The 16,217-nt window shown below is 73.4% G+C and carries 10 protein-coding genes; 4 read left to right on the top strand and 6 right to left on the bottom strand.

The window, feature by feature from the left end; all coding sequences use genetic code 11:
* The first annotated feature begins 45 nt into the window (after nt 1-45).
* The 3 genes from IE124_RS20160 to glgP all read left to right on the top strand — a co-directional run bounded on the left by IE124_RS20160 (nt 46) and on the right by glgP (nt 5,222).
* Nucleotides 46-1,152, top strand: coding sequence for a monodechloroaminopyrrolnitrin synthase PrnB family protein (locus tag IE124_RS20160; RefSeq protein ID WP_189509248.1), 1,107 nt, complete (start codon nt 46-48; stop codon nt 1,150-1,152).
* A gap of 19 nt (nt 1,153-1,171) precedes the next feature.
* Complete coding sequence (locus IE124_RS20155) at nt 1,172-2,527, top strand: FAD-dependent monooxygenase (RefSeq protein ID WP_189509247.1); 1,356 nt, start codon at nt 1,172-1,174, stop codon at nt 2,525-2,527.
* Nucleotides 2,528-2,666: 139 nt separating this feature from the next.
* Nucleotides 2,667-5,222 carry an alpha-glucan family phosphorylase gene (gene glgP / locus IE124_RS20150; protein WP_189509246.1) on the top strand — a complete coding sequence of 852 codons (2,556 nt, stop codon included), beginning with the start codon at nt 2,667-2,669 and terminating at the stop codon, nt 5,220-5,222.
* Nucleotides 5,223-5,246: 24 nt separating this feature from the next.
* Here glgP and IE124_RS20145 read toward each other — a convergent pair whose 3' ends face one another.
* From IE124_RS20145 to IE124_RS20130, 4 genes are all read right to left on the bottom strand, one after another.
* Entirely contained in the window at nt 5,247-6,773 is a 1,527-nt protein-coding gene (locus IE124_RS20145; RefSeq protein ID WP_189509245.1) for a sensor histidine kinase, read from the bottom strand.
* Nucleotides 6,766-7,443, bottom strand: a complete 678-nt coding sequence (locus IE124_RS20140) for a response regulator (protein ID WP_189509244.1) — start codon at nt 7,441-7,443, stop codon at nt 6,766-6,768. The genes IE124_RS20145 and IE124_RS20140 overlap by 8 nt, the downstream gene beginning before the upstream one ends.
* Before the next feature lie 107 nt (nt 7,444-7,550).
* The gene (locus tag IE124_RS20135) at nt 7,551-9,581 is read right to left on the bottom strand and encodes a M4 family metallopeptidase (protein ID WP_189509243.1); all 2,031 of its coding nucleotides are present in this window, start codon (nt 9,579-9,581) and stop codon (nt 7,551-7,553) included.
* A 239-nt stretch (nt 9,582-9,820) separates the two neighbouring features.
* Nucleotides 9,821-10,765 carry a TetR/AcrR family transcriptional regulator C-terminal domain-containing protein gene (locus IE124_RS20130; RefSeq protein ID WP_189509242.1) on the bottom strand — a complete coding sequence of 315 codons (945 nt, stop codon included), beginning with the start codon at nt 10,763-10,765 and terminating at the stop codon, nt 9,821-9,823.
* A gap of 126 nt (nt 10,766-10,891) precedes the next feature.
* On the opposite strand from IE124_RS20130, the gene IE124_RS20125 reads away from it, so the two are divergent.
* Complete coding sequence (locus IE124_RS20125; RefSeq protein WP_189509241.1) at nt 10,892-12,391, top strand: MFS transporter; 1,500 nt, start codon at nt 10,892-10,894, stop codon at nt 12,389-12,391.
* A 171-nt stretch (nt 12,392-12,562) separates the two neighbouring features.
* Here the strand turns inward: IE124_RS20125 and IE124_RS20120 are convergent, their stop codons facing one another.
* Nucleotides 12,563-14,416 carry an ABC transporter ATP-binding protein gene (locus IE124_RS20120; RefSeq protein WP_189509240.1) on the bottom strand — a complete coding sequence of 618 codons (1,854 nt, stop codon included), beginning with the start codon at nt 14,414-14,416 and terminating at the stop codon, nt 12,563-12,565.
* A complete protein-coding gene (locus tag IE124_RS20115; protein ID WP_189509239.1) occupies nt 14,413-16,206 on the bottom strand; it encodes an ABC transporter ATP-binding protein in 1,794 nt (597 codons plus the stop codon). Before IE124_RS20115 ends, IE124_RS20120 begins: the two co-directional genes overlap by 4 nt.
* Between the last annotated feature and the right edge of the window lie 11 nt (nt 16,207-16,217).

Raw genomic sequence — 16,217 nt, 5'->3', positions numbered from 1 at the left:
GCCGTGTTCCTCCGGCGAACCGCGCCCCAAGAGAAGGAGCGCCCATTGTTCGGCGATCCACGTCATCGCACCGAGGACATACGTGCCGCCGACCCGCTGGGCGCCGACGCCCTGCTCGCCGCGGTGCCCGCGATGAACGCCCGGGCCGACACCGCCGCCCTGACCGTCGCCCTGCGCGCCCTCGTCCCCGATCAGGACCGGGCCGCGCAATGGAGCGTGGCGGGCGCGCTGGCCGCGATGCGGGACCTCGGCATCCTGCTCGGCTCGCTGAAACGTCACGGCATCCAGCCCCTCGCCGCCGTCCCCGAGGCGCTGCCGGTCCTCGAACTCCTCGGCCGCCGGACGGACATGGTGCCCCGGGACACCGTCCACCACTACACGACCTGGAACCCGCCCGGGCGGCGCCGCCGCTCGTACACCGGCCATCCGACCGAGGCCCTGCTCCAGGAGGCGGTCCGCATGGTCTTCCCCGGCCTGGTCGCGGCGATCGAGGACTGCTCCCGGGTCGCCCGCCTCGAACCGTACGACCCCGGTTTCGCCTCCGCCCTCGACCGGGTCGCCCGGCACGTGAAGACGATGGTCGACTCGATCGACCTCACGGTCGCGCAGGTCCCGCCCGAGTACTTCGCGGTCACCCTGCGGCCGTACTTCGAGGAGGTCGAGGTGGCGGGCCGCGACTACCTGGGCCCGGCCGCCGCACAGGTCCCCCTCTGGCTCGTCGACCTGACGCTGTGGCAGTGCGACCGCTCGGACGACGCCTACGACGCCTTCCTGGCCGAGTCCCTGCCCTACGCGCTGCCCGGCTGGCGGGAGTTCCACGCCCGGCACCGGGGCGGGGTGTCGGCGGTCAGCAAACTGTCGGCGGCGGTCAGCTGGGAGCGGATGGACCGGCTGCCGCCCGAGCTCGTCGACTCGGCGGCCGCGCTCGGCCGGGTGCTGCGGATCCTCAAGACCTTCCGGGCCCGACACCTCGGCCTCGCCCGCAAGGCGTACAGCGACGACCTGCGGCTGTACGAGGAGGGCAGCGGCGGCGCCCCCGTCGCGCTGCTCCGCTCGATCCTGGACCTGACCAGGGAGAACGAGACCATGGTGCGCCGCGCGGCCGTGCGGCACCGTCCCGCCGGGGCCCCTGTCGGGCCCGCGGCCGCTTAACGGCGCGAAGGAGCTGTCGATGTCCCCGCACACTTCCTCCCATGCCTACTTCCCGGCTCGCTCCCCCTACGGACGCAGCCCGCACGTCGTGATCGCCGGCGGCGGCATCGCCGGGCTCACCACCGCCCTCTCCCTGCACGCCGCCGGATTCGAGCGCGTCACCGTCGTCGAGGCGGCCGCCGCGATCCGCCCGGTGGGCGCCGGGCTCAACCTGCTGCCGAACGCCGTCCGCGAACTGGACGCCCTCGGCCTGCTCGACGCGCTGGAGGCGGGCGCCCTGCGCACCCGCGAGCTGCGCTACTACCACCGCTCCGGCGGCCTGATATCCCGCGAGCCGCGCGGCCTCGGCGCGGGCTACCGCTGGCCGCAGCTCTCGGTGCACCGCGCCCACCTCCAGCAGGTCCTCGCGGGCGCCGTCCGGGCCCGGCTCGGCGCGGCGGCGCTCGTGACGGGGGTCCGGGTGAGCGGCGTGGAACCGCTGCCGGACGGGCGGCCGCGGCTGCGCCTGGAGCACCGGGCGGGCGCCGTCCGGGGCCGGGCCTCGCTCGAACCGGACGTGCTGGTCGGCGCGGACGGCATCCGCTCGGCCGTCCGGGCGGCGCTGCACCCGGGCGAGGGCGGGCCCCCGTGGAACGGGATGCTGGTGTGGCGGGGGGTGTCCCGGATGCCGGCGCGGGCCGTCGGTTCGTTCATGCTCATCGCGGGCGACGACCGGCAGAAGGCCGTGGTCTACCCGATGAGCCGCCCGACGGGACCGGGCCGGGAGGTCCTGGTGAACTGGGCACTGGCCCGCCCCGCGGACTCCGGCTGCGCCGCCGCGGAGGAGCGGCGCCGGGGCGACTGGGACCGGTGCGTACCCGTGGAGACCTTCCTTCCCTTCTACGAGGGCTGGGAGTTCGACGGCGTCCGCGTCCCCGACATCCTGCGGGCCGCCGACTCCGCGCACGAGTACCCGATGGTCGACCGCGAACCCCTCGACCGCTGGACCCACGGCCGGACCACCCTCCTCGGCGACGCCGCCCACGCCATGTACCCGACCGGCTCCAACGGCGCCACCCAGTCGATCGTCGACGCCCGGGCCCTCGCCCACGCCCTGGCGCGGCACGACGACCCGGCCGAGGGCCTCGCCGCGTACGAGGCCGAACGCCGCCCCGCCATGACCGCCCTCCAGCGCGCCAACCGGCGGCTCGGCCCCGAGGTCGTCATCAACCTCGCCCACGAGCGCGCCCCGGACGGCTTCACGGACATCCACGACGTCGTCCCCGCCGCGGAACTCGCCGCCGTCGCCGGGCGGTACGCCACCGCGGGCGCCTTCGACGCGGACACCGTCAACCAGGGCTCGCCCTACGAAGTGCCGCTCCCGGTCATCGGCTGAAAGACGCCCTGCCGACACGCCACGCGCGCCGAGGCACCGTGGCCCGGCCGGGCGACATGTCCTAACGTCGGAGCGGAACGACGGACGCACAGCGTGGTGCGTCCACTCCGCTCCGTACTCGCCTGCGAAGGTGGAACACGTGAAGGCAATCCGTCGATTCACCGTGCGTCCCGTCCTCCCCGACACCCTTCGACCCCTCGCCGACCTCGCGCACAACCTGCGCTGGTCCTGGCACGAACCCACCCGCGCGCTCTTCGACTCCCTGGCCCCGGAGGGCCCGACCGGTGCCGACCCCGTCCGGGTCCTCGGCGCCCTCGAAGCCCCCCGGCTCGCCGCGCTCGCCGCCGACCGGGACTTCCTGGCCCGGCTGACCGATGCCGCCGAGGACCTCGACACCTATCTGCGCGGCCCCCGCTGGTACCAGGGCCAGGCCGGCCGGCCGCCCGCGGCCGTCGCCTACTTCTCCCCGGAGTTCGGCGTCGCCGCGGCCCTGCCCCAGTACTCCGGCGGCCTCGGCATCCTCGCCGGGGACCACCTCAAGTCCGCGAGCGACCTCGGCGTCCCGCTCGTCGGCGTCGGCCTCCTCTACCGCCACGGCTACTTCCGGCAGTCACTCGGCCGCGACGGCTGGCAGCAGGAGCAGTACCCCGTCCTCGACCCCGGCGAGCTCCCGGTCACCCTGCTCCGTGAGGCCGACGGCGCCCCCGCCCGGGTCACCCTCGCCCTGCCCGGCGGGCGCAGCCTGCACGCCCACATCTGGATCGCCCAGGTCGGCCGCGTACCCCTGCTCATGCTCGACTCCGACGTCGAGGAGAACGCCACCGGCGAACGGAACGTCACCGACCGGCTCTACGGCGGCGGCAGCGAGCACCGGCTCCTCCAGGAGATGCTCCTCGGCATCGGCGGAGTCCGCGCCGTCCGCACGTACACCCGGCTCACGGGCACCCCCGACCCCGAGGTCTTCCACACCAACGAGGGCCACGCCGGGCTCCTCGGCCTCGAACGCATCCGCGAACTCCAGGGAGAGGGGCTCGACTTCGACAGCGCCCTGGAGACCGTCAGGGCCGGGACCGTCTTCACCACCCACACCCCCGTCCCGGCCGGCATCGACCGCTTCGAACGTGGCCTGGTCGCCCGCCACCTCGGCGAGGACGGGGCCCTCCCCGGCATCGACACCGGACGCGTCCTCGCGCTCGGCGACGAGACCCCGCTCGGCGGCGAAACCGGCGTCTTCAACATGGCCGCGATGGGGCTGCGCCTCGCCCAGCGCGCCAACGGCGTCTCCACCCTCCACGGCGCCGTCAGCCGCTCCATGTTCGCCGGGCTCTGGCGGGGCTTCGACGCCGACGAGGTGCCCATCACCTCCATCACCAACGGCGTCCACGCCCCCACCTGGGTCGCCCCCGAGGTCGGCCGGCTCGGCCCCGACGCCACCGACCGCGAGCTGTGGGACCTGCGCCGCACCCTGCGCGAACGGCTCGTGACCGACGTACGGGAACGGCTCCGGGCCTCCTGGCGCCAGCGTGGGGCGGCCGCCGCCGAACTCGGCTGGACCGACTCCGTCCTCGACCCCGACGTCCTCACCATCGGCTTCGCCCGCCGCGTCCCCTCGTACAAGCGGCTCACCCTCATGCTCCGCGACAAGGACCGGCTGCGCGCCCTGCTGCTCCACCCCGAGCGGCCCGTGCAGCTCGTCGTCGCCGGCAAGGCCCACCCCGCCGACGACGGCGGGAAGCGGCTGGTGCAGGAGCTCGTCCGCTTCGCCGACGACCCCCGGATCCGGCACCGGATCGTCTTCCTGCCCGACTACGGCATGGAGATGGCCCGCGGCCTCTACCCCGGCTGCGACGTCTGGCTCAACAACCCGCTGCGCCCCCTGGAGGCCTGCGGCACCAGCGGGATGAAGGCCGCCCTCAACGGCTGCCTCAACCTCTCCGTCCTCGACGGCTGGTGGGACGAGTGGTTCGAGCCCGACTTCGGCTGGGCCATCCCCACCGCCGACGGCGCCGCCGCCGCGGACGAGGACCGCCGGGACGACCTGGAGGCCGCCGCCCTCTACGAGCTGATCGAGCGGCGGGTGGCCCCCCGCTTCTACGACCGGGGCCCCGACGGCGTCCCGGCCGGCTGGACGGCGATGGTCCGGCGCACCCTCGCCGACCTCGGCCCGAAGGTCCTCGCCGACCGGATGGTCCGCGAGTACGTCGAGCGGCTCTACGTCCCCGCCGCCGACGCCCGCCGGGCGCTCACCCCGGACCGGGCCCGGGAGCTCGCGGCCTGGAAGGCCCGGGTCAGGGCGGCCTGGCCCAAGGTGACCGTCGACCACGTCGAGGTCGGCGACGGGCTCGCGGACGACCTGGAGGACGCGGAGCTCGGCTCGACCCCGGTCGTCCGGGTCAAGGTCTTCCTCGACGGGCTCGGGACCGACGACGTCGAGGTGCAGGCCGTCACCGGCCGGGTCGACGCCGACGACACCCTCGCGGAAACCCGTACCGTCCCGCTGAAGCCGGCGGGCCGCCCGGACCTGGAGGGCCGGCAGCCGTACGCGGGCACCCTGGAACTCGACCGCACCGGCTCCTTCGGCTGCACGGTCCGGGTCCTGCCCGCCCACCCGCTCCTCGCCCACCAGGCCGAACCGGGGCTCGTGGCCCTGCCGGAGGAGACTGCGGGGGAGGGCGCGGGCTGCCTGCTGCGGTAGGCGCCGGCAGCCCCGCAGGGCACGTCAGGGCACCTCGGCCTTGTCGGCGAGGTGCCCCGCGGTGAAGCAGAGCCGGTACACCGGCACCGCGGCGAGCAGCGTCGAGCGGTAGTACCGGCACTCGTCCATGCCGGGCGGCTCCGCCGGGACGCCCTTCGGCGGGCCGTCCAGCGGATGGTCGGGCAGGTCCTCGGCCTCGGTGATCGCCGTGAGCGTCTGACCGATCCGCATCCGCCCGTAGTCGTCCGGCTCCAGGTACGACTGGGCCTGCGTCCACAGCGCGACCCCGGCCATGAGCAGGCCGAGCGCGGCGAGCAGCGCGAGCGGGATCCAGATCGCCTGGGCGAGGCCCTTGCGGACCTCGCGGCGGACCCGGTCCAGCTCCCGGGCCGAGGTGGGTGCGGCCGGAGTGGGCGTGGCGGCCGGGCCGCCGGTGGGCGTCCGGCGCGGCAGGACCGCGCGGACCGCGAAGCCCCCGTCGGGCGTGGGCCCGTGGGTCAGGACCCCGCCCGCGAGCCGGACGCGCTCGTCGAGGCCGACGAGGCCGGTGCCTCCCGAGGCGAGCGGCGACCCGGCCGTGCCCGCACCGCTCACGACGTCCACGGCGACGCGCTCAGGGGCGGCGTCGACGCGGACGTCCACGCTGCCGCCCGGCGCGTGCTTGGCCGCGTTCGTGAGCGCCTCCCGGACGACGCGGTGCAGCGCCCAGCCGGCCATCCCGTCCGGCTCGTGGCCCTCCCCGGTCACCGTCAGGGTGACCGCGAGGCCCGAGGCGCGGGCGCGGGAGACGAGCTCCTCGACGGGCTCGCCGCCCGGGGCCGTGGGCGCCGGGTCCTCGTCGGGCTGGCGCAGGACGCCGATGACGTCCCGGAGGCGGGCCGTCGCGTCGGCCGCCGCGCGGCGCAGTTCGCCGGCCGCGTGCTGCTGGTCGGGACCGAGCGCCGGATCGACCTCCAGGGCGCCCGCCCGGACCGCGATCAGGGCCAGGTCGTGTCCGAGGGAGTCGTGCATGTCCCCCGCGATCCGGGAGCGTTCCCGCAACCGCTCCCGGTCGGCGACGGCCGCCTGCTCGCGCTCCATCCGGACGGCGAGCTCCCAGCCGCTGTGCACGAGCCGGCCGTACTGGCGGACGTAGCGGCCGATCAGCCACGGCGCGACGATCGCCAGGGCCAGCGCGAGCAGCAGCGTGAACCACTGGCCGAGTGAGGTGGCGGTGAGCCGGGTCAGGAGCAGCCCCACTGCCGCGACCGCGCCGAACAGCCACAGCGCGCCCCGGGTGTGCTCCTGGCGGCGCCCCGCGAGATAGCCGAAGGCGACGAGGGCCAGGCTGTACGAGGGCGTGAACAGCTCCAGGGTGGCGGGCAGGCTCAGCACGACCGTCACCGCGATCGGCACCAGCGGCCACCTCCTGCTGGCCGCGACGCAGCCGCCGAGCACCACGACGCCGACGGCGACCTCCGGCCAGCTCCCGCCGTCGTTGGGGTCCGACCTCAGCAGCACCGGCACGCACAGCAGCAGCCACAGCGCCAGGTCGAAGAGGCGCTCACGCATCCGGCGCCCCGGTGGGGTCGCCCGGGACCATGCCCGCCTCGTACACGAGGACCGCGAGCTGGACGCGGTTGCGGAGCCCCAGGCGGGCCAGGACGGCGCTCACATGCGCCTTGACGGTGCCCTCGACGACGTACATGCGGTCCGCGATCTCCTGGTTGGAGAGCCCGGCGCCGAGGAGGCCGACGACCTCCCGCTCGCGGCCGGTGAGCGGTTCCAGGCGGGCCCGGGCCTCGGCGGCCCGGCCGAGGCGCTCGCCGCCGAGGGTGTCGATGACCCGGCGGGCGACGGCGGGGGAGAGGGCGGCGCCGCCGGCCGCCACGGCCCGGACCCCGGCGATGAGTTCGCGCGGGTCCCCGGACTTGAGCAGGAAGCCGCTGACGCCGAGGGCGAGCGCCCGGGCGATGTAGGCGTCCTCGGAGAAGGTGGTGAGCATGACGGCCGCCGTGTCCGGGAGGGTCCCGCGCAGCTCGGCGGCGGCGCCGAGTCCGTCGAGCCGGGGCATCCGGATGTCGAGCAGGGCGACGTCGGGCCGGTGCAGCCGGGCGAGTTCGACGGCCTCGTGGCCGTCGCCGGCCTCGGCGACCACCTCGATCCCGGGGTCGGTGGTGAGGATGGCCCGGACCCCCGCCCTGATCATCGTCTCGTCGTCCGCCAGCAGCACCCTGATCATGTGACCAGGGTATGCAGACGCACGGAGGTCCGGAGGGAACGTTCCCTCCGGACCTCCGTCACGTCACTTCAGACTCTGCGGGCCGTGCGGCTCCGCGGCCTTCCCGCTTACGGGAAGGTCAGCTTGAAGTTGTTGATGTAGCCGGTGTCGATCGAGGCCTTGTCCTGGACGCGGAGCTTCCAGGCGCCGTTGGCGACCTCCGAGGAGGCGTTCACGGTGTAGGTCTGGACGATGTTGTCGGCGCTGCCGCCGGACCGGTTGCTCAGGCTGTAGGCCGAGCCGTCGGGGGCGACGAGGTCGACCACGAGGTCACCGCGGTAGGTGTGGACGATGTTCACGTCCACCTTGAGGGTGGAGGGGGCGTTGCCGGCGATGCCGGTGACGTTGACCGTCGAGGTCACCGCGGCGCCGTTGTCCGGGATGGACACGTCGGCCGCGTTCTCGAAGACCTTGCCCGGCTGCGGCTCGCCGCCACCCGGGCGGGTACCGACGTTCACACCGGCCCAGGCGTGCTGGACGGCGAGGACCTCGGGGCTGTTGGCGCCGTACAGCTCCGTGGCCACCGCGACGGTGCCCGTGCGGGCGCCGGCGTAGTTGGTGGAGGAGTTGAATTTGGTGGTGAGCGCCTTGAACCAGATCAGCGAGGCCTTGTCCCGGCCGATGCCGGTGACGGGCAGGCCGTCGGAGGTCGGCGAGTCGTAGTTCACGCCGTTGACGGTCTTGGTGCCGCTGCCCTCGGAGAGCAGGTAGTACCAGTGGTTCGCCGGACCCGAGGAGTAGTGGACGTCGACGTTGCCGATGCCCGAGTACCAGTAGTCCTTGGACGAGCCGTCCTTGCTCGGCTTGTCCATGTAGCGCAGCGGCGTGCCGTTGCCGCGGATGTCGATCTTCTCGCCGACGAGGTAGTCGCCCTGGTCCTGGCTGTTGTTGGCGTAGAACTCGACGGCCGCCGCGAAGATGTCCGAGGTGGCCTCGTTGAGGCCGCCGGACTCGCCGCTGTAGACCAGGCCGGCGGTGACGGACGTGAGGCCGTGCGTCATCTCGTGCGCGGCCACGTCGATGGACGTGAGCGGCTTGGTGTTGCCCGCGCCGTCGCCGTACGTCATGCAGAAGCAGGAGTCCTGCCAGAAGGCGTTGACGTAGGCGTTGCCGTAGTGGACCCGGGAGTACGCGCCGACGCCGTCACCGCGGATGCCGGAGCGGCCGTGCACGTTCTTGTAGTAGTCCCAGGTGAGCGCGGCGCCGTAGTGCGCGTCGGCGCCCGCGGTCTCCTTGTTCTGCGGAGTCCCGTTGCCCCAGACGTCCGTGGTGTTGCTGAACAGCGTCCCGGTGCCGGACGAACCACCGTTGAGGTTGTACGTCTTGTGGTTGCCGCGGGTCGTGTCGGTCAGCGTGTACGAGGGCGCGGTGCCGAGGTTCACCTGGCCGCTGTACTGGGTGTTGCCCGTGCCGTTGTGCACGGCCTGCCACTCGTACAGCTTCGCGCCGGTCTTGGCGTCCGTCACGACGTGCAGCTCGTTCGGGGTGCCGTCGTGCTGGAGGCCGCCGACGACGGTCTCGTACGCGAGGACGGGGGCGCCCTTGGCCATCCAGACGACCTTGCGCGGGGCGCGCTCGGCGTCCGTCTTCTTCGAGCCGTCCGCCGCGGCGAGGCCGACGGCCTGCTTCTCGGCGGCGGCCGGGGCGACGGTGGCCGCGAGGTCGACGTTCTTCAGCTCCGCGCGGGAGGACTTGGTGACCGAGGCGGTCGTGCCGCTCTTGGTCTCGGCGACGATCAGGTCACCGCCGAGGACCGGCAGGCCGGCATAGGTGCGCTCGTAGCGCGTGTGGGTCGTGCCGTCGCGGTCCTGCACGACGTCACGGACGACCAGCTTCTCCTGGGCGCCGAGGCCGAGCGACTTGGCCGTGGCGGCCTTGTCGGCGTCGGCTGCCTTGATGAGCGCGGTGCGCTCGGCGGGGGTGAGGTCGGCCGGGAGCTTGCCGGGGTTCGCCGAGGTGCCCTGCTGGGCCTTGGGGGCGATCGTCCAGGGGGCGTCGGCCGCCGTGGCGGATCCGGTCTGGACGCTCACGGCGAGCATGGCGGCGGCAGCGATCAGAGCGCCGGTCGCGGTGGCGCGACGGCTGGGCGTGGATCTCACGCAGACTCCTTTTGCGAGGGGGGTACCGGCGGACTGGGTGAGGTCCGTCCGGGCAGAGCAACTGGAGAGCTGTGGAGCGCAAGCTGTGGAGCACCTTCGGAGCTGTGCAGCACGTTCGGGTGAAGCGGCGAACAGTGATGCGAAGAACCGGGGAGAGAGTGACAGGACTGACGGGTACCTGTCATGAGGGCGACGGCAAGTTGGCCGGAACTCGTCCGCTGCCCGTACGTCCGTGTTCGTTAACCGGACGTTTCGTCGATCATGGACGCGATGCCGTCCAGTGTTCGCTGAAGTCCGAATTCGAAGAGCGCGTCGAGGTCCAGACCGAAGCCGCCGCCACTCGTGACCGAGTTCAGCTCGGGGTAGGAACCGCCCGCCTGGATCGCGTCGAAGCGTGGCTCATTCTGTTCCATCCACTCGCCGTCGGAGATCCCCGTGTCCTGCCGCGCCTGCTCCTCCAGGTCGTCCGCCATCGACAGCCCCTGGACGTAGGCGAAGATCAGCAGATGGGCGTGCAGCTTCTCCGTGTGCGTCAGCGGAGTGCCCCGCAGCGACCGCAGCACCCACTCCGTGTACGCCATCGCGTTCCGCGTCGCGACCGGCCGCGTGAACGAGGCCATCGCGTGCGCCATCCACCGGTGCCGCGCGTACACCCCGCGCAGCCACCGCGCCCCCCGCTCCAGACCCACCCGCCACTCCGGCGGCACCGGCCCCAACGGCACCTCCCCGCAGGCCGCGTCCGCCATCAGCCGCACCAGCTCCGCCTTGCCCGGCACATGGCGGTACAGCGTCATCGTCGACACCCCGAGCACCGTCGCCACCCGGCGCATCGTGAGCGCGTTCAGCCCCTCGGCGTCGGCGAGTTCCAGCGCCGCCGCCACCAGTCGCTCCCGCGACAGCGGCTCCGTGTCCGGGCCGGCGCCCGACCCCTTGCCTGATCCCGTGCCCGGCCCTGTGCCCGCTCTCGTCCGTGCGACGACCACCGTGCCCACGCCCGGCTCCGGCCGCACCAGCCCCTCCTGACGCAGCACCCCCAGCGCCTTCGTGGCCGTCGCCATCGCCACGCCCCACTCCCGCGTGACCGCCCGTGTCGACGGCACCCGGTCGCCCGGCGACAGCTCGCCGGACCGGATGCGGCGGCGGAGCTCGGCGGCGATGGCGAGGTAGGGCGGCTCGTTCGTCACCGGGCGGAGTGTACTAGTGCGGTCGGGACGCCGTACGCCTTGCGGGAGTTGGGATCCCAGGGGGTCCTCCGACGGTGTACTAGGGCGGGAGTGGCCCCGTACGCCCGGCGCTGCTTCCTTGCTCGCATGACACTCACCGCAAGCCCCGGCCACGACACCGCCGGACCCGGACCCGCCCGCGCCGGACGGCGCGAGTGGACCGCCCTCGGCGTCCTCATGCTGCCCCTGCTCCTCGTCTCCATGGACGTCTCCGTCCTCTACTTCGCCATCCCCTCCATCAGCGCCGACCTCGCCCCCGGAGCCACCGAACAGCTCTGGATCCTCGACACCTACGGCTTCGTCCTCGCCGGACTCCTCGTCACCATGGGCGCCCTCGGCGACCGCGTCGGCCGCCGACGGCTCCTCCTCGGCGGCGCCGCCCTCTTCGGCGTCGCCTCCGTCGCCGCCGCCTACGCCCACAGCCCCGGCGCCCTCATCGCCGCCCGCGGACTCCTCGGCCTCGCCGGCGCCTGTCTCATGCCCGCGACCCTCGCCCTCATCCGCAACCTCTTCCAGGACCCCGCCCAGCGCGCCAAGGCCGTCACCGCATGGACCTCCGTCATGGCGAGCGGCATCTCCCTCGGGCCCGTCGTCAGCGGCGCCCTCGTCGAGCACTTCTGGTGGGGGTCCGTCTTCCTGATCAACCTCCCCGCCATGGCGCTCCTCCTCGTCCTCGGGCCCCTGCTGCTTCCCGAGTCCAAGGCGGCGGCCGCCGGCCGTGGGCCGTTCGACCTGGTGAGCGGCGGGATCTCGCTCGCCGCGCTGCTGCCCCTGATCTACGGGATCAAGGAGCTCGCCAAGGACGGCTGGGCGCCGCTGCCCGCTCTCGGGGTGACCGGTGGACTGCTGCTCTGCCTCGTCTTCGTCCGCCGCCAGGCCCGGCTCGCCCACCCCATGGTCGACCTCGCCCTGATCCGTACCCGGGCCTACGGCGGCTCCGTCCTCGTCAACCTGCTCGCCATGGTCGCCACCGTCGGCTTCGCCGTCTTCCTCACCCAGTACCTGCAGTCCGTCCTCGGCCAGAGCCCCTTCGAAGCCGCACTGTGGAGCCTCGTACCCGCCCTCGGCGTCCTCGTCGCCGCGCCCCTGGCCGCGATGCTCGCCCGGCGGGTCGATCGGGCGTACGTCATGGGCGGCGGGTTCCTCGTATCCGCCGGAGGCTTCGCCTGGCTCGCCGCGATCGACCGCACCACGCCCTTCTGGGCGGTCCTCGTGGCCGGCGCCGTCTACGCCGCCGGGCTCGTCTCCGCCATGACCCTCGCCAACGAACTCGCCCTCGGCGCCGCGCCGCCCGAGCGCGCCGGGTCGGCCGCCGCCGTCCTCGAATCGGGGCAGGAGCTGGGCGGGGCGCTCGGGATGGCGATCCTCGGGTCCATCGGGGCGGCCGTCTACACCGCGGCGATGCCGTCCTCGGCCCCCGCCGCCGCTCGGGAGACGTTGGGGGGTGCGCTGTCGGGGCCCGCGGGTGTTCTCGATGCCGCCCGTGGTGCCTTCGTCGAGGCCATGGGGGGTGCCGCCTTGGGGGCTGCCGTGTTGATGGTCCTCGCCGGCTTGTTGGCGGTCGGGTTGTTGCGGGGGCGTTCCTGAGTGCGTGGGGGACGTTCCGGGGGTCGCGTTCGGGACTGCATGATTTACGGCGCCCTCGGGTGCCGCATGGCCTCACGTCTCTCTGCGCCACAAATCACGCTTTACGTCCCGAACACGACCCCCTCCACGTCCCCCACTCCCGCCGGTGGACCGGTGCCGCAGTGGTTCTCGTCAGCCCACCAGACTGTCCCGCCATGCCTTGTGCAGGCCCGCGTAGTGGCCCTCGCCCGAGACCAGGGTCCTGGGCGTGCCGTCCTCGACGATCCTGCCCGACTCCATGACGATGACCCGGTCCGCCACCTCCACCGTCGACAGGCGGTGGGCGATGACCACCGCCGTACGGCCCGCCAGGACCGTGTCCATCGCCCGCTGCACCGCCCGCTCGCCCGGCACGTCCAGCGAGCTCGTCGCCTCGTCCAGGATGAGGACCGCCGGGTCCGCGAGAAGTGCCCTCGCGAACGCCACCAGTTGGCGCTGCCCGGCCGAGATCCGGCCGCCGCGCTTGCGCACGTCCGTGTCGTAGCCGTCCGGGAGGGCCGTGATGAACTCGTGGGCCCCGATGGCCTTCGCCGCCTGCTCGATCTCCTCGCGGGTCGCGTCCGGGCGGCCGATGGCGATGTTCTCCGCCACCGTCCCGGAGAAGAGGAACGCCTCCTGGGTCACCATCACCACGCCGCGGCGGAGCGTGGGGGTCGTCAGGTCCCTGAGGTCGACGCCGTCCAGGAGCACCCGGCCGTCCGTCGGGTCGTAGAAGCGGGCCAGGAGCTTGGCCAGCGTCGACTTCCCCGCTCCTGTCGCGCCCACCACTGCCACCGTCTGACCCGCCGGGATCCGCAGGTCGAACGTGGGCAGCACCTCGCCGCCCGTCCGGTAGGCGAAGCGGACCTTCTCGAAGACCACCTCGCGGCCCGGAGTGTGCGCGCGGTCCGGCAGCTCCTTCGGGGCCGTCGTCTCCGGGACCCCCGGCTCCTGCGCCAGCAGGCCCGCGATCTTGGTGAGGCTGGCCGCCGCCGACTCGTACGAGTTGAGGAACATGCCCAGGCGGTCGATCGGGTCGTACAGGCGCCGCATGTACAGCACCGCCGCCGCCAGGACACCCAGCTCCAGCGTGCCGCCCGCGACCCGATAGGCCCCCCACAGGACCATGCCCGCCACCGCCGTGTTCGCCACGAGCCGTGAACCGACCACGTAGCGGGCCATCTCCAGGAGCGCGTCGCCGTTGCTGCGCTCGTGGCGGTGGTTCAGTACCGAGAACTCGGCGTCGTTCTGCTGCTCACGGCGGAACGCCCTGACCGGGCGGATGCCGTTCATCGTCTCCGCGAACTTCACGATCACGCCCGCGATCGCCGTGGACCGCTCCGCGTAGACCGTGCCCGCGCGGCGGCGGTAGAGCCGCACCAGGAGGTACAGCGGGACGAAGGACACCACGGCCACCGCTCCGATGCCCAGGTCCAGCCAGAGGAGGATCACGGCGATGGAGACGAAGGAGAGGACCACCCCGATCAGCTCCTGGAGTCCCTCCGAGAGCAACTCGCGCAGCGACTCGACGTCCGTCGTGGAGCGGGAGATCAGCCGGCCCGAGGTGTAGCGCTCGTGGAAGTCCACGCTCAGGACCTGGGCGTGGCGGAAGATCCGGCCCCGGAGGTCGAGCAGCACGTCCTGGTTGACGCGGGCCGCCACCCGTACGAAGGCGTACTGGAGGAGGCCCGAGAGCGCGGCGCACAGGAGGTAGCCGAGCGCGACCGCCACCACCGGGCCGTGGTCGCCCGCGCGGAAGGCCGGGACGCCCCGGTCGATGGCGTACGCGACAAGCAGCGGGCCCGCCTGGACCGCCGCCTCCTTGAGGAGGAGGACGAGCGCGGCGGCCGTGACCCGCAGCCGGTGGGTGGCGAGGAGGGAACGCAGCAGCCCGCCCGTCGCGCCCTCGGGCGCCGGCAGGTCGTCGCGGTCGAAGGGGTCCGTGGGCGGTGCCTCGGGGAGCGAGGCCGGGGGATCGCTCTTCGTCGCGACGGTCGTGTCCGTCATCGGTGTTCGTTCCCCTCGTCTTCGCCGGACATCAGCCAGGCGTACTCCTCGCTGCTCCGCAGCAGTTCCTGATGGGTGCCCACGGCGGTGATGCGGCCGCGGGACAGCAGCGCGACCCGGTCGGCCAGCATCACCGTCGACGGGCGGTGCGCCACGACCAGTGCCGTCGTCTCGCGGAGCACCTCCCGCAGGGCCGCCTCCACCCGCGCCTCCGTGTGCACGTCGAGCGCCGAGAGCGGGTCGTCGAGGACCAGGAAGCGGGGCCTGCCGACCACGGCGCGCGCCAGCGCGAGCCGCTGCCGCTGACCGCCCGACAGGCTCAGTCCCTGCTCGCCCACCTGTGTCGCGGAGCCCTCCGGCAGCCGGTCCACGAAGCCGTCGGCCTGGGCCACGCCGAGGGCGCGCCGCAGCTCCGGCTCGCCTGCCCCGGCCTCGGCGCCCATCAGGACGTTCTCCCCGATGCTCGCCGAGAAGAGCGTCGGCTCCTCGAAGGCCATCGACACCAGGGTCCGCAGCCGCTCCCGCTCCATCAGAGCGATGTCCTCGCCGTCCAGCAGGATCCGCCCGCCGGTCGCCTCGTGCAGGCGCGGTACGAGCGCGGTGAGCGTCGTCTTCCCGGACCCGGTGCCGCCGACCAGGGCCAGGGTCTCGCCCGGGCGGATGTGGAGGTCGATGCCGTCCAGGACGGGCGGGGACCCCTCCGGGGCGTCCGGGTAGTGGAAGGAGACGTTCTCGAACCGCACCCCGCCCGAGCCGTCGGCCGGGGCCGAGGGCGCGGTCGTCTCCGGCTCCTCGTCGGCGTCCATCACCTCGAAGTACCGTTCCGTCGCGGTCGCCGCCTCCTGGCTCATCGCGAGCAGGAAGCCGATCGACTCGACCGGCCAGCGCAGCGCGAGTGCCGTCGACAGGAACGCGACGAGCGTGCCCGCCGACAGGTCCCCGTCCGCGACCTGCACCGTGCCGATGACCAGTGCCGCCCCGATGGCCAGCTCCGGTACGACCGTGATGACCGCCCAGATCATGGCGAGCAGCCGGGCCTTGACCAGCTCCGTGCCGCGCAGCTGTCCGGCGAGGTCGCGGAAGGCCCGCGCCTGGCTGCGGTTCCGGCCGAAGCCCTTGACGATCCGGATGCCGAGGACGCTCTCCTCGACGACCGTCGTCAGGTCGCCGACCTGGTCCTGGGCGCGCCGCGCCACGGCCCCGTACCGGCGCTCGAAGAGCGAGCACACGATCACCAGCGGCACCACGGGCGTCAGCAGCACAAGGCCGAGCGACCAGTCCTGGGCGAGCAGCAGCACATAACCGGCCAGGATCGTCACGCCGTTGACCAGCAGGAAGGTCAGCGGGAAGGCCAGGAACATCCGGACCAGCATGAGATCGGTCGTGCCGCGCGAGAGCAGCTGCCCCGACGCCCACCGGTCGTGGAAGGAGATCGGCAGCCGCTGGAGCCTGCGGTACAGATCGGACCGCATCCGCGCCTCGACCCCGGAGAGCGGCCGCGCCACCAGCCAGCGCCGGTACCCGAAGAGGACGGCCTCGGCGATGCCGAGCAGCAGGAGGTAGAGCGCCCCCAGCCACACACCGCCCGGGTCGCGGTCGGTGATGGGCCCGTCGACCATCCACTTCAGGACGAGCGGGATGACGAGCGACAGACAGGAGGCGACGATCGCGACGAACGCCGCGGTGAACAGCCGCACCCGCACGGGCCGGACGTACGGCCACAGCCGGAGCAGTGTCCGTATCGCCGAGCGGTCGGGGGCGGATTCTGGGGGCATGGGTTTCTCGGGCATCAGGTCCGACC

It is taken from the genome of Streptomyces narbonensis (genome assembly GCF_014649015.1).
Taxonomy (GTDB): Bacteria; Actinomycetota; Actinomycetes; order Streptomycetales; family Streptomycetaceae; genus Streptomyces; species Streptomyces narbonensis.
This window is presented reverse-complemented; position numbering and strand designations above follow the sequence as displayed.

Bases quoted from the DNA above. Each gene is read 5' to 3' on its own strand.
- IE124_RS20145 (WP_189509245.1), bottom strand. From the start codon at position 6,773: ATGCGTGAGCGCCTCTTCGACCTGGCGCTGTGGCTGCTGCTGTGCGTG.
- IE124_RS20120 (WP_189509240.1), bottom strand. From the start codon at position 14,416: ATGACGGACACGACCGTCGCGACGAAGAGCGATCCCCCGGCCTCGCTC.
- IE124_RS20125 (WP_189509241.1), top strand. From the start codon at position 10,892: ATGACACTCACCGCAAGCCCCGGCCACGACACCGCCGGACCCGGACCC.
- IE124_RS20115 (WP_189509239.1), bottom strand. From the start codon at position 16,206: ATGCCCGAGAAACCCATGCCCCCAGAATCCGCCCCCGACCGCTCGGCG.
- IE124_RS20140 (WP_189509244.1), bottom strand. From the start codon at position 7,443: ATGATCAGGGTGCTGCTGGCGGACGACGAGACGATGATCAGGGCGGGG.
- IE124_RS20155 (WP_189509247.1), top strand. From the start codon at position 1,172: ATGTCCCCGCACACTTCCTCCCATGCCTACTTCCCGGCTCGCTCCCCC.